15 protein-coding genes and 2 riboswitches are annotated in these 13,097 nt (G+C 69.4%); of the genes, 3 read left to right on the top strand and 12 right to left on the bottom strand.

The features are described from left to right. Positions 1-174 precede the first annotated feature (174 nt). The gene (gene fliJ, locus STARVERO_RS10740; protein WP_159598851.1) at positions 175-573 is read left to right on the top strand and encodes a flagellar export protein FliJ; all 399 of its coding nucleotides are present in this window, start codon (positions 175-177) and stop codon (positions 571-573) included. A gap of 16 nt (positions 574-589) precedes the next feature. On the opposite strand, the gene STARVERO_RS10735 is transcribed toward fliJ, so the two are convergent. Further along, entirely contained in the window at positions 590-1,219 is a 630-nt protein-coding gene (locus STARVERO_RS10735; RefSeq protein ID WP_159598850.1) for a GNAT family N-acetyltransferase, read from the bottom strand. A 193-nt stretch (positions 1,220-1,412) separates the two neighbouring features. Between STARVERO_RS10735 and STARVERO_RS10730 the strand changes: the two genes are divergently transcribed. Further along, entirely contained in the window at positions 1,413-2,513 is a 1,101-nt protein-coding gene (locus tag STARVERO_RS10730; RefSeq protein ID WP_144342149.1) for a sulfate/molybdate ABC transporter ATP-binding protein, read from the top strand. 27 nt (positions 2,514-2,540) lie between these two features. Here STARVERO_RS10730 and tmpT read toward each other — a convergent pair whose 3' ends face one another. From tmpT to recQ, 4 genes are all read right to left on the bottom strand, one after another. Beyond that, positions 2,541-3,179: a thiopurine S-methyltransferase gene (gene tmpT / locus STARVERO_RS10725; protein WP_159598849.1), complete on the bottom strand. Its 639-nt coding sequence runs from the start codon at positions 3,177-3,179 to the stop codon at positions 2,541-2,543. 72 nt (positions 3,180-3,251) lie between these two features. After that, positions 3,252-4,238 (bottom strand): YVTN family beta-propeller repeat protein, encoded by a 987-nt coding sequence (locus tag STARVERO_RS10720; RefSeq protein WP_159598848.1) that lies wholly within the window; start codon positions 4,236-4,238, stop codon positions 3,252-3,254. 36 nt (positions 4,239-4,274) lie between these two features. Further along, positions 4,275-4,820 carry an SRPBCC family protein gene (locus tag STARVERO_RS10715; RefSeq protein WP_159598847.1) on the bottom strand — a complete coding sequence of 182 codons (546 nt, stop codon included), beginning with the start codon at positions 4,818-4,820 and terminating at the stop codon, positions 4,275-4,277. A 128-nt stretch (positions 4,821-4,948) separates the two neighbouring features. Beyond that, positions 4,949-6,787 (bottom strand): DNA helicase RecQ, encoded by a 1,839-nt coding sequence (gene recQ / locus STARVERO_RS10710; protein ID WP_144342153.1) that lies wholly within the window; start codon positions 6,785-6,787, stop codon positions 4,949-4,951. Positions 6,788-6,913: 126 nt separating this feature from the next. Here recQ and cbiB point away from each other — a divergent pair, with 126 nt between their 5' ends. Continuing rightward, the gene (cbiB, locus tag STARVERO_RS10705) at positions 6,914-7,891 is read left to right on the top strand and encodes an adenosylcobinamide-phosphate synthase CbiB (RefSeq protein ID WP_159598846.1); all 978 of its coding nucleotides are present in this window, start codon (positions 6,914-6,916) and stop codon (positions 7,889-7,891) included. Positions 7,892-7,918: 27 nt separating this feature from the next. Here the strand turns inward: cbiB and STARVERO_RS10700 are convergent, their stop codons facing one another. The 7 genes from STARVERO_RS10700 to STARVERO_RS10670 all read right to left on the bottom strand — a co-directional run bounded on the left by STARVERO_RS10700 (position 7,919) and on the right by STARVERO_RS10670 (position 12,561). Next, complete coding sequence (locus STARVERO_RS10700) at positions 7,919-9,403, bottom strand: cobyric acid synthase (protein ID WP_159598845.1); 1,485 nt, start codon at positions 9,401-9,403, stop codon at positions 7,919-7,921. 25 nt (positions 9,404-9,428) lie between these two features. Continuing rightward, positions 9,429-9,677, bottom strand: a complete 249-nt coding sequence (locus STARVERO_RS10695) for a TM2 domain-containing protein (protein WP_144342156.1) — start codon at positions 9,675-9,677, stop codon at positions 9,429-9,431. A gap of 138 nt (positions 9,678-9,815) precedes the next feature. After that, entirely contained in the window at positions 9,816-10,430 is a 615-nt protein-coding gene (cobO, locus tag STARVERO_RS10690; RefSeq protein WP_159598844.1) for a cob(I)yrinic acid a,c-diamide adenosyltransferase, read from the bottom strand. Between the two features lie 4 nt (positions 10,431-10,434). Next, positions 10,435-10,947, bottom strand: a complete 513-nt coding sequence (gene cobU / locus STARVERO_RS10685; RefSeq protein ID WP_159598843.1) for a bifunctional adenosylcobinamide kinase/adenosylcobinamide-phosphate guanylyltransferase — start codon at positions 10,945-10,947, stop codon at positions 10,435-10,437. A gap of 15 nt (positions 10,948-10,962) precedes the next feature. Then, entirely contained in the window at positions 10,963-11,580 is a 618-nt protein-coding gene (locus STARVERO_RS10680; RefSeq protein WP_159598842.1) for a HupE/UreJ family protein, read from the bottom strand. 50 nt (positions 11,581-11,630) lie between these two features. Beyond that, a complete protein-coding gene (locus tag STARVERO_RS10675; protein WP_159598841.1) occupies positions 11,631-12,356 on the bottom strand; it encodes a CbtA family protein in 726 nt (241 codons plus the stop codon). 19 nt (positions 12,357-12,375) lie between these two features. After that, the gene (locus STARVERO_RS10670) at positions 12,376-12,561 is read right to left on the bottom strand and encodes a CbtB domain-containing protein (RefSeq protein WP_144342161.1); all 186 of its coding nucleotides are present in this window, start codon (positions 12,559-12,561) and stop codon (positions 12,376-12,378) included. Between the two features lie 33 nt (positions 12,562-12,594). Then, positions 12,595-12,813: riboswitch (cobalamin riboswitch) on the bottom strand. A gap of 68 nt (positions 12,814-12,881) precedes the next feature. Beyond that, positions 12,882-13,089, top strand: a riboswitch (cobalamin riboswitch). Positions 13,090-13,097: the final 8 nt, after the last annotated feature.

Here is a 13,097-nt window from a genome sequence, read left to right as displayed (position 1 = left end):
GAGAGTCGCGGATTCCCGGTTTCGGACTACCTGTTCCGACGAAAGGGTAAGGAAGCGGCAACATCTGTCGGCCAAGATGAGCCCTGCCGCCGCGTAAAGGCGGCTCGAACCGGCTCGCGTTTCCGCCTTCTCTGCGGTGATCGGGCCGGCCCGACGGAGCGGAGTACGCCGGTTATGAAGTCGCTCGACACACTCATTCGCCTCAAGCGTTTCCAGGCGGAGGAAAAGCGCCGCCACTTCGTCCAGATCGAGACGATGATTGCGGATTTCGACCGCATGGCGCGCGATCTCGACCGCGAGATCGAGGCCGAGGAGCAGCGCTCCGGCATCACCGACACGCAGCATTTCGCCTATTCGACCTATGCCCGCGCCGCGGCGACCCGCCGCGACAATCTGCGCCGCTCGGCCGACGAGCTGAAAGGGCAGCTTGAAGAGGCGCGCCTCGCCTATGACAACGCGCTGGACGAGGTGAAGAAGGTCGAGGCGCTCGGTGAGCGCGAGCGTTCCGAAGCGCCGGTGGAAATGCCGCCGCGCAACGTGTCCGGACGCGCCCGCGCGGTGCTCGGGGTCTGAAACCGCCCCCTCTCTCTCAGTCTATGACCGGCACGTGCGGCGCGGCCTCGCGCGACAGCAGCCCGGACAGGCGGGGATCATCGGCGATTTCGATTGACCGGCCGATCGCCCGGAAGCCGGCCTTGATGTAGAAGCCGAGTGCTGCCGGATGGTCATGGGTGCAGGTGTACACATGCACCCGCCGGGGCCTGCGGGCAAAGGCCAGAGCGAGCGCCCGGTTCATCAGGAAGCGCCCGGCGCCCGAGCCCACCAGTTCCGGCACCGCACCGAAAAAAGCCAGTTCCACATCATCCGGCGTGCGGAAGTCGAGTTCCATCAGGCCGACATCGGCGCCGTTTCGGCGCAAGGCGTGCACCGCGACCTCGGGGTCGGCGATCACACCGCGTAGCGCCGCCTCATCCATGCGCAGGCGTGAATACCACAGCCATGGCTCCCCGATCCGCCGGAACAGGTCCCGATACCAGCCGGTGTCCGGCGCATCGACCCGTTCCAGCGTCAGCCCGCTGTCCGGAGGCTCGCGCAGAGCCGAAGGTTGCGCGGTGATTTCCAGATGGGTGACGATGGTCGCGATCTTGCCGGGCGGCAGCGGCGTATAGCCGTCGAGGTTCAGTGTCGGCGGGAATGAGGTGTCGGTCGTATCGGTCATCGGTATGGTGGTGCGACTGTGGGTGTCTGGACGTTCCTGCTTCTACAGCTCCTCGCAGCCTCTGCCTATGATGGCTGCAGAGCGTCCGCACCGCATGTTTTCGCGGGCTGGAGCGGTTCCAGGGGTTCACAGCGATAGATTTTCAGATATCTTACGGACAATTCCATTTAGTACATCTAATGAGAGTGAATTTATGACCGTCGCCGTCACGATCGATCAGGTCGGCAAGAATTTCGGCAGCGGGGCGCCCGCGCTCTCCAACGTGTCGCTCGAGGTGAAGCCGAGCGAGCTGGTGGCGCTGCTGGGGCCGTCCGGTTCGGGAAAGACCACGCTGCTGCGCATCGTCGCCGGCCTGGAGCAGCCGAGCCATGGTCGCGTGCTGTTCGACGGGCAGGACGCTCTCTCGGTGCCGGTGCGGCGGCGGGGCATCGGCTTCGTGTTCCAGAACTACGCCCTGTTCCGCCACATGACCGTGGCCGAGAACGTCGCTTTCGGGCTGCGCTCGCGCCCGCGTGCCGAGCGCCCCTCCGAGGCGGAGATCAGCAAGCGGGTGGCCGACCTGCTGGCCCTCGTGCAGCTCGAGGCGTTCGGCGGACGTTTCCCGGCCCAGCTTTCCGGCGGCCAGCGCCAGCGCGTGGCGCTGGCCCGCGCCCTCGCCATCGAGCCGAAAGTGCTTCTTCTTGACGAGCCGTTTGGGGCGCTGGATGCACTGGTGCGCAAGGAGTTGCGAAAATGGTTGCGCGAGTTGCACGACCGCACCGGCCACACGACCCTGTTCGTGACGCATGACCAGGAAGAGGCGCTGGAGCTTGCTGACCGCGTGGTGGTCATGGGCAGGGGCAAGATCGAGCAGGTCGGCTCGCCGGACGATGTCTATGACCGCCCGGAAACCGCCGCCGTGTTCGGCTTCATGGGCGAGTCGAGCCGTATCGAGGTGGAGGTGAAGGACGGCGTCGCCATTGCCGGCAGCACCGCCATCGCCGCCGCCACCCAGCCGGTGCCGGACGGGCCGGCGCTGCTTTATGTACGCCCGCACGACGTCTCGCTCGGACTTCCCGGCACGCCGGGCCTCCGGGGCGCGGTGCGGGCCTTCCGCCGCCATGGCGCCATCCGCCGGGTTGAGGTGGAAGTCGGCAGCGCGCTGTTCGAAGCGGATATCGCGCCGACCGTGCGCGTGCCGGTCGGCGAGGCGGTGGCTGTGCGGCTGGACCGCGCCCGCCTGTTTCCGCCGACGGGACCCGGGGTCGACTGCCGTCCGCCGCCGCCCCAGCAGCCGGGCGACTACGCGATCTGACGGGCCGACCCGTTCACTGGAAGCGGGTCAGCGAGGCTCCAGCCGCCACACATCCTCATGTACCGGCCGATGGCCTTTGAGGCCATCCTTCGGTTCGTGCTTCTCCAGCAGGGTGACGTGGTAGGACGGGCCGTAGAGGCGTCGCACCTCCGCCTCCGGCACCGCGAAGGGCGGACCGGCCAGAAGCGACTGATCATAGTCGAAGGCGATCAGCAATTGCCGCGCGGCGTGCGTCAGATGGACGAGATGCGCCGCGTAACGCTCGCGCATGGGTCCCGGGAGGGCGACCAGCGCGGCGCGGTCATAGACCGCGTCGACGGCACCCAGCGCATGACGATCGACATCGAAGATGTTGCCGACGAAGACGGTGAGCGGGCCGGCCTCGAAGCGCTCCAGCGGGCCGGCATCGGAAATCTCCGGCGTGACGCCGAGTTCGGCGAACAGCTGCTCGACCGCCAGCCGGCTCAGTTCGGCGCCGGCGACCCGATGGCCCTGCGACAGCAGCCAGCCGATATCGAGGCTCTTTCCGCACAGGGGAAGGAAAAGGCGTGCGCTGGGCGCGAGGCCGAGGGCGGGCAGGTGGCGCTGGAGCAGCGGATTGGGCGCGGAAGCATGAAAGGCGATCTCGCCGCGCCGCCATTTGTCGTGCCAGAAGCTGTCGTCCATCGTCACGCACCTTGCTGTCTGCGGGTGCGGGCATCATAGCGCCGGCGCTTCGCCTTCCTAGAGCGAAACCGGCTAGCGGGCCGTACGCCGGATGAAACTGCCGAAGGCGCGCGGACCGTCGGCGACCTCGATGTCGGCGACGACCTTCAGCGTCGTCGCGTCGATCACGCTCAGCGTGTTCGCCTCCCAGTTGGCGACCTGCACGAAGGCGCCGTCGCCGCTGGTCGCGATGCCCTCGGGATAGTCGCCGACCGGGATGGTGGCGATCTTCTCCAGCGTGGCGACGTCGAACACGCTGACGGTGGAATCATACTGGTCGGTGACGAAGGCGCGGCCTCGGGCGAGCGCCACGGCATAGGGGCGCTGGCCGACCTTCACCGTGCCGACCACGCGGCGCGCGGCGATGTCGATGACCGTCACGTCGTTCGAGCCGACATTGGCGGTGTAGGCGCGCCGGCCTTCGGCATCGATGGTGATGCCGAAGGGACGGGTGCCGACCTTGAGGGAGGTGGCGCGGGTGAGGCTCGTCGTGTCGATGAAACTCACCGCGTCGGAGTCCCGGTCGGCGGAGAGCAGAAGCGCGCCGTCGGGCGTCACCGCGAGGCCGGAGGGAGAGTCGCCCACCTTCACCTCGCCGACGATCCGCCCGGTGGCGGCCTCCACGGCGACGATGCGGTGCTGATACCAGTCGGCGACATAGGCCGGGCTGCCGGAGGGATGCACGGCGACTCCAAGAGGGCCGCCGCCGACATCCACGCGATGTTCTACCCGGCGGCCGGCTGCGTCGATGATGCTCAGCGCCTTGCCGTCGGGCGAGGTGACGAAGGCCCGCGCGCCGTCCGGCGTCACCGCAATGCCGGCCGGCTTGCCGGGGATCGGCAGGGTGGCGACCACCCTGCGCGTGTCGAGGTCGACGATGGAAAGCATCTCCGCCGGCTGCGAGGTGACGAAGGCCTCGTCAGCTTCGACGGGAATGGGGGGAAGAAGCAGTGCCGCGAACGCCCCCGCGACCGTCGCGTATGCCCGCAGACGCGCGATGACCGGGGTACACCCGGTCATCCGCTTCCTGCTCATAGCCGGTGCGGGCATGAGTGGTCAGTTGCTGGCTTCGATCTGCTTCTTCAGGTTTTCAAGCCCGGCCTTGTAGAGCCCGGTCACCGCGTTGATGGCGGCCTCGTCGTTCAGTTCCGGCGGCGGGTCGTTGTTGGGGTAGCCGCGATAGAACGCGCCGCGCCATTCGACCTCGGACTTCTTGCCGCCATCGGCCGGCGTCACGACCAGCCAGGACGAATAGTTGGTCACCGGCAGCACCTTCACGTCGACCTTCTCGATCCGGTACATGAGGGTCATCTTTTCCGGCTCGATCTTGGCGACCTCTTCCTCGACCGTCGCGCCGTTCTTCAGCGTGAGGATGCGCTTGGCGCCGGGCGCGTTGCCGCCGGTGCCCTCGGTCTTGGCGACGACGGGAATCCAGCCGCCGTCCTGGAAGTTGGAAAGGACGGTCCACACCTTCTCCGGCGGGGCGTTGATCTCGATCTTCTCGGAGACCTTCTGGCGGGTCGGGCCATGGGCGGAGGCCGTGCCGAGGGTGGCCAGCATCGAGGTGGCGGCCAGCGCCGCGGCGAACAGTTGGATCTTCATCGTTTCCATCCCGGAACAGGGTTCGTTGCGGGCTTTTCGTGCCCGTTGGCGGCCAGTCTAGGGACAGAATCGGCGTTCGTGAACTCTCTCCGGCGTGAAAAAGTTCCTGATCTTATTCTTTGAGATTCTTAAGAAAATTCTTTGAGAACCTTAAGAAAGGCGGCGCCGAAGGAATCCAGCTTGGCCGCGCCTACACCCTTGATGCCGGCGAGCTCGGAGCGGGTGCGCGGGTGCTCCACCGCCATCTCCTCCAGCGTGCGGTCGGCGAAAATCACATAGGCCGGCACGCCGCGCTCGGCGGCCAGTTCGCGGCGCAGCGCCTTGAGCTTGCCGAGCAGCGCCGCCTCGGCCGGCGCCAGCTCCGGTCCACCTTCCCCGCGCGCGAAGCGCTCCCGCCGCCGCTTGGCGGGCGCCGCGAGGGTGAAGGCGCGGGTGCCGTCGAGCACGGCGAGGCCGGTCTCGGCGAGGGTGAGGGCGCCGAAGCGGGTGGGGTCGGCATGCAGAGCGCCGGTCGCCACGAGCTGGCGCAGCAGCGCGCGCCATTCGGTCGCCGGCTTGTCGGCGCCGGCGCCGAAATCGGCCAGACGGTCATGGCCGCGTGCGCAGATCTGGTCGTTGCGCTGGCCGGTGACGACGCTCGCAATATAGGCCGCGCCGTAGCGCTCGCCGGTGGCGCGCACGAGCCGCAGCACGAGTTGGGCGTCCCGGCTGGCATCCACCACCTTGGGCGGGTCGCGGCAGACGTCGCAGGTGCCGCAGGCCTTCGCCCGCTCGCCGAAATAGCCGAGCAGAACGGCGCGCCGGCAGGTCACCGCCTCGCAGAAGCCGACCATGGCGTCGAGCCGGCGGGCCTCCACCATCTTGCGTTCGGGCGGGGAGGGCTCCTCGTCGAGGAAGCGGCGCCGGGTGGCGATGTCGCCCGCCGAATAGAGCAGCAGCGCCTCGGCGGGCTGGCCGTCGCGGCCGGCGCGGCCGATCTCCTGATAATAGGCTTCCAGCGTGCCGGGCGCGTCCGCGTGCAGCACGTAGCGTACGTCCGACTTGTCGATGCCCATGCCGAAGGCGACCGTCGCCACCATCACCACGCCGTCCTCGGCGAGGAAGACCTCCTGATTGGCGGCGCGCGCTTCCGGGCTCATGCCGGCATGGTAGGGCAGGGCACGGATGCCGGCGCCGGCCAGACGCTCGGCCGTCTCGTCCACCTTCTTGCGCGAGATGCGGTAGACGATGCCGGAGACGCCGTCGCGCGCCCGCACATAGCTTTCGATCTGCCGCGCAGGATCCTTCTTCGGCTCGATGCCGATGAAGATGTTCGGCCGGTCGAAGCCGGAGACGAAGACCCGCGCCTGCCCGCCGAACAGCCGCTCGACGATGTCGTCGCGCGTCGCCCGGTCGGCGGTGGCGGTCAGCGCGACGAGCGGCAGGCCGGGGAAGATCTCGCGCAGCCGGCCGAGCCCGAGATATTCGTTGCGGAAGGAATGGCCCCATTGCGAGATGCAGTGCGCCTCGTCCACCGCGACGAGGCCGAGCGGCAGGCGCGACAGCGCCGCCAGCATGCGCTCGGTCAGCAGCCGCTCGGGGGCGAGATAGAGCAGGCGGATCTCGCCCGCCGCGACACGGCGCCAGATGGCGACGTTCTCCTCGCGGGATTTTCCCGAGTGGATGGCCTCTGCCGCAACACCCTGCAGCTTCAGCGCGTTCACCTGGTCGTCCATCAGCGCGATGAGCGGCGAGACGACGATGGAGAGGCCGCCCAGCACCAGGGCGGGTAGCTGGTAGCACAGCGACTTGCCGGCGCCGGTCGGCATCACCGCGAGGGTCGGCACTCCGGCGAGGACAGAATCCACCACGTCCTGCTGGCCGGGGCGGAAGCGGTCGAAGCCGAACACTTCGGCGAGCCGCGCGCGCTTGGCTTCCTCGACGTCGGGCGGCAGGATGCCGTGCGATGAGGTGAGCGGGATGTTCATGCGGCGGGCGTCGTCCGGTTGATGGCGCGGGAAGCCGCGCGAAGGGTCTTGATGGCGGGCGCATGGGCGGAAATGGTGGTCCCGCGCATCCGCCGGATTCGCGAGCTTTCCTGAGAATCACTTCCGATGGCGCTCGAACTCACCCTTGGTTTAACGCTGGCGGCGCTGCTGTGCGAGGCTGCGTTCGGCTATCCGAACATTCTCGTGCGTTTCCTCGGTCATCCCGTGATGTGGATCGGGCGGCTGATCGGCGCGCTGGACGGCACGATCAACCGCGATGGCGACCCGCCCGGCTGGCGGCGTGCCGCCGGGATCGCGGCGCTGGTGGTCATCATCGTGGCGAGCGGGGCGGCGGCGGGCTTCGCCCAGAAAATGCTTCTCTCGGTTCCGTTCGGGTTCCTCGGCGTCGCCCTGCTCGGCTCGACCCTGTTCGCCCAGCGCAGTCTCCACGATTTCGTGGGGCGCGTGGCCGACGGACTCGACGAGGGGCTGGAGGCCGGGCGGAAGGCGGTCTCGCACATCGTCGGGCGTGACCCGGAAAGGCTGGACGAGGCCGGCGTGTCGCGCGCGGCCATCGAGAGCCTCGCCGAGAATTTTTCCGACGGCATCGTCGCGCCGGCGCTGTGGATGGTGATCGGCGGGCTGCCGGGCGGGGCGATCTACAAGGCGGTGAACACGGCCGACAGCATGATCGGCCACCGCGACGCGCGGCATGGCGATTTCGGCTGGGCCTCGGCGCGGTTCGACGACCTGATCAACCTGCCGGCCTCGCGCCTTGCCGGCCTGCTGATCGTGGCGGGCGCGGTATTCGTGCGTGGGGCCTCTCCCAGCGGGGCCTGGCGGGCGATGCTGCGGGACGCGAAGAAGCACCGCTCGCCCAATGCCGGCTGGCCGGAGGCGGCGCTTGCCGGCGCGCTCGGTATCGGGCTAGCCGGGCCGCGCTACTATGGCGGTGCGCTCTCGGTGGACGGCGTGATGGGAGAGGGCGGCCGGCGCGCGTGCACGGCCGACGACATCCGCCGCGCGCTGAGGCTGTATCGCGCGGCCGACGCGGTGATGATCGGGCTGGTGGCGGCGCTGGCGCTGGTGGCCTGGAACTGGTGAGGCCGATTCCGGCCGGCGGGTGCTGGGCTATCCGCCGGCCAGTTCCATGAGCCGGTCGAGATCGACATGCAGCTCCAGATGCGCGGCGAGGGCATCCAGCGTCGCCTCGACGCCCTCCTCGTAGCGAAGATCGCTCGGCGCGGCGCCGAGCGTCGCCAGCCACAGCGCGCGCTGGCGTTCATCGGCGAACAGGCCGTGCGCATAGGTGCCGGTGATCCGGCCATCCGCCGAGACCGCGCCTTCCGGCCCCTCGCCGTTGATCTGCGCGAAAGGACGGGAGCGGCCGGGCCCTTCCGTCACGCCCATATGCATCTCATAGCCGGAGAAAGGCGCGCCGGAAGCCATGCCGGTGACGGCGACGAGGCGCTTCTCGCCGGCGAGCACCGTCTCGACGTCCAGCAGGCCGAGACCCGCGACCCTGCCGGGCGGTCCTTCGATGCCTTCGGGATCGGCGATGGAGCGGCCCAGCATCTGGTAGCCGCCGCACAGGCCCAGCACCCGCCCGCCACGCCGCGCATGGGCGGCAAGGTCGATGTCCCAGCCCTGCCGGCGGAAATCCTCGAGATCGGCAATGGTGGACTTCGAGCCGGGCAGGATGACGAGATCGGCATCGCCCGGCAGAGCCGTGCCGGGGCGGATGCGCAGTACCTCGACGGAGGGCTCCGCATCCAGCGGGTCGAGATCGTCGAAATTGGCGATGCGCGGCAGGAGCGGCACGGCGATGCGGATGTGGGCCTCCGGCTTGGCCTGCGCCGCGGCGTCGAGGCCGAGCGCGTCCTCGGCCGGCAGGCGGCGGGCATCGGGGAAGAAGGGGATGAGGCCCAGCGCTTCCCAGCCGGTGCGCCGGGTGATCTCCTCCATGCCGCTGGCGAACAGCGCCGGGTCGCCGCGGAAGCGGTTGACGAGGAAGCCGCGGATCATCGCCGCGTCCTCCGCCGGCAGCACCGCATGCGTGCCGACGAGGCTGGCGATGACGCCGCCCCGGTCGATGTCGCCGATCAGGATGACAGGCACATCGGCCGCGCGGCAAAATCCCATATTGGCGATGTCGCCGGCCCGCAGGTTGATCTCGGACGCCGAGCCGGCGCCCTCGACGAGCACGAGATCGGCTTCCGCACGGAGCTTTCCGTAGCTCTCCAGCACCGCTGCCATCAGCGAGGGCTTGAGCTTCTGGTACTCGCTCGCCTTCGCCGTGCCGCGCGCGCGGCCCTGCACCACGACCTGCGCGCCGATCTCGCTCTGTGGCTTCAGCAGCACCGGGTTCATGTGGACGGAAGGCGCTACGCGCGCTGCCCGCGCCTGCAGTGCCTGCGCGCGACCGATCTCGCCACCGTCAGCGGTGACGGCGGCGTTGTTGGACATGTTTTGCGGCTTGAAGGGGCGGACTTTCAGCCCGCGATTGGTGTAGGCGCGTGCGAGGCCGGCGACGATCAGCGACTTGCCGACATCCGAGCCGGTGCCCTGGAACATGAGGGCGCGCGGGGGGGCGGAAGGCGCGCGAGGGGCGTTCATCGCGCGCCCTCGCGCGGAAGAGGCGTCAGCCGTGACGGGTGCCCGGCTCGCGGTAGTCCCGCGCTTCCAGGTGATCGACGCGATACTGGAGATTGGCTTCGCGGATCATGCCGGGGATGAGGAACAGGTCGATGAGCTGGCCGATGCCCAGAAGGCCGACGGTGAGCAGCCACAGCGCGCCCGTCCAGTAGCGGCCGGCATAGAAACGGTGGATGCCGCATATGCCCACGAGGCAGAAGAACCAGAACAGATAGGCGACGGGAGCCGAGCGCATCGGTGCGCATCTCCATGACGAAACCACGCCGCAATATCCGGCGCCGCGCATGACATAGGAATGCCGCTGGGGAATTGCGAGATCGCACGGTGCAATTCCCCGGCTGTGCCGGTTCCGGGCGCGTGGGGGCCGCGCGCATCAGAATTCGATGCCCTTCTGCGCCTTCACCCCGGCTTTGAAGTGGTGCTTCACCAGCCCCATCTCGGTCACGAGGTCGGCGGCCTCGACCAGCGTCGGCTTGGCGTTGCGGCCGGTGACGACGACATGGAGGTCCGGCCGGCGGGCGGCGAGGACCGTCACCACCTCCTCGACGGGCAGGTAGTCATAGCGCAGCGCGATGTTCAGCTCGTCGAGGATCAGCAGGCCGAGGTTCTCGTCGGCCATCAGTTCCCGGGCCTTGTCCCAGGCGCGGCGGGCGGCGGCGATGTCGCGGGCGAGGTCCTGCGTCTCCCAGGTGAAGCCCTCGCCCATGGAGTGCCATTCCACGCGGTCGCCGAAAGCCGCAAGCGCATCGCGCTCCGCCGAATGCCAGGCGCCCTTGATGAACTGCACCACGCCGACTTTCCCGCCATGCCCGAGCACCCGCAGGGCGAGGCCGAAGGCGGCCGTGGACTTGCCCTTGCCGGCGCCGGTGTGGACAATCAGCAGGCCCTTCTCGGCGGTCTTCTCCGCGACTTCCGCGTCCTGAACCGCCTTGCGCTTCTCCATCTTGGCGCGATGGCGCGCGGCCTCTTCCGGGGAGATGTCGCTCATTCCGTCACCCCGATCCCTTCACGTTCATGGGCAGCCCGGCGACCATGAAGACCACGCGGTCCGCCCGCTGCGCAACCATCTGGTTGAGGCGGCCCTGCGCGTCGCGGAAACGGCGGGCCAGCGCGTTGTCCGGCACGATGCCGAGGCCGACCTCGTTGGAAACGACGATCACCGGGCCGCCATGCCCCGCCAGCGCCTCGACGAGTGCGGCGCTCTCGGCCGCGACGTCGCCGTCGGCCAGCATGCGGTTGGTCAGCCAGAGCGTGAGGCAGTCGACCAGCACCGGCCGCCCGGCGGGCAGGCCGTTCAGCGCGTCCGCAAGGTCGTGCGGGGCGTCGAGCGTGCGCCACTCCGCGCCGCGCCGCGAGCGGTGGAGCGCGATGCGCTCCACCATCTCGTCGTCATAGGCCTGCGCCGTCGCGATATAGGTCCACGGCGGCATGAGACGCTCGACGAGTTCCTCGGCGTGCCGGCTCTTGCCGGAGCGGGCGCCGCCGAGGACGAGGGTGAGCGCCACGGCTGAGGCGTCCGATCAGCCCGGAACGACCTGGCCGATCACCGCCGCGAAGCCGATGCCGGCCACCGCCGCGCCGGCGAGGCGCGGAGCGAGGGCCGAGGCAGCACGGCTGGCGACCAGGGCGACGCCGATCGACAGGGCGGACTGGATCAGGACGAGGCCCGCCAGATAGGCGTAGAGCGGCGTCGGCTCGGCGCCGACGATCGACTCGCCATAGGCGTAGCCGTGGAACAGGCCGGCGATAGCGAACAGCGCCGCCCACGCGCCCGTGGCCACGCGCTCGCCGCGCGCCAGCAGGAAACCGGCGAGAAGCACGCTCGCGGCGACGACCAGCTCGGCCGCCGGAAGGTTGACGAGCGAGAGGTGGACGCCGACGCCCACGGCGGATGCCGCGACGAAGACAATCGGCAGCCACAGCGGCATGCCGCCCAGCGCGGTGGCGACGCCCACCGCCACGAGGAAAGCGAGGTGGTCGGGACCGATCACCGGATGGGCGAGGCCGGAAATGAAGCCCTCGCCGAAGGTCGAGGGCATTTCGCCGCCCATGGCATGGTGGGCGAAGGCCGGGGACGAGGCGACGAGCGCGAGCGCGGCGGTCGGAAGGACGGCGGCGCGCCGAAGGATCGGGTTCATCGAGGCTCCTTGGCCCTTCTCGATGAAGGGCAAGTCATTGAAAAATAAGGTCAGGTGCCGGGCGTCGCGAGACGCGGCCGCAACCAGCCGGCGAGCCCGCCGAGGAGGGACCAGAAGACGAAGCTCGCTACGATGGTCGCAACCACGAAGCTGTGGTGTAGCGATTCCGGGATCGGGCTCTCGTGGCTCGCGGGCTGCGGCGCGCCGATGATCTGCGGCGCCACGATCAGCGCGACGCCGAGAATGGCGAGCATCGGGGTGCGGCCGAAGGCGATGAGGGCGAGGCCCGCCGCGGTGGCCGCGGCCGTGCCGACCCACCAAACCTGACGCGCCGCGAGGTCGGCCGCCGGCATGGCGGGCAGCTCCGGCGGCAGGCCGAGACCCGGTGCCAGCGTGAACACGGCGAAGCCCGCCAGACCCCAGATGACCCCCTGGCGCCAGCCGGTCAGCCCGCCGGCGAGCTCGCTGGCCGCGACCAGCAGCAGGCCGAAGCCGAAGCCCGTCAGCACCATGGCGAGCACGGTGTAGGCGTTGCGCTCGAAGCCGTCCGCCGGGCCCCATTCGTCGGCGTCGTGGCTGTGCTCGGCGGTGCCCGGCGCATGCTCGTGCGTCGCGGTTTCCGCAGGTGCCGGGGCTTCCGCCTCGCCGGAACCCTCGAAGGTTTCCGCCTGAAGGATCAGCGGAACGGTCGTGAAGATGTGGACGGCCGAGCCGACGAGGCCCGTGCCGATGCCCGCCAGCGCGGCGACGAACAGAATCGTCCTGAAAAGCGACATGATGCGTCCCCCGTAACGGTCAGTGGCAGGGGAAGGCGGTCGCGTGGCGGACGTCGTGCGTGGCGTTGTGCACGGCGCTGATGTGGGAGAAGCCCACGCCGCCCAGCACGAAGACGCCAAGCAGCGCCGCGAACGTGATCTGGATGGTGCGCGAGGCGATGGATTCGTGGGAAGCAGCCGCGCTGTGGCTGTTCTGGGTCGGCATGGTCGGCTCCTTTGACCCTCCACCCGAGGATCTGTGCGGGTTGCGTCGCCGGCCGGTCTCCTGGCTCGCGGGTCTCGGCCCTTCCCCGCCTTCCCGGCGCTGCCGCCAGTGGCTGTTGGAGAAGGGCTCGCCGCTTACAGTTGCGGGGGCAGCCGCGGATTCGGCGTCGACCTTGAAGGAAGGTTTCCGCCCCACCGCGTTCCCGTCTTGCGTCCCGTGCGCATCACGGGAACCGACGACTCCGGCGACTATAGTCCAGCCGCCGGCTACCGCAACCGGCTCGACCGCCGGTCGCGTTGACAATTCGCATGGGCACTCCTTTAGTGGCCCCGACCGTCGGTTCCTTCCTTCCGGGGAAGGACGAAGAGGGAATGCGGTGCGGAGGCCCGAAGGCGCTCCAATTCCGCGGCTGCCCCCGCAACTGTAAGCGGCGAGCCTCAGCCGGAAGCCACTGGGGAATTCTCCGGGAAGGCGGCGACGAGGCGACGACCCGCGAGCCAGGAGACCTGCCGGCGGTCCGGTCGTGCGTGCCGGCG

It is taken from the genome of Starkeya nomas (assembly GCF_902703545.1).
Taxonomy (GTDB): Bacteria; Pseudomonadota; Alphaproteobacteria; order Rhizobiales; family Xanthobacteraceae; genus Ancylobacter; species Ancylobacter moscoviensis.
Note: the sequence above shows the minus strand (reverse complement) of the source record. Positions and strands in the feature narration are given on the sequence as shown.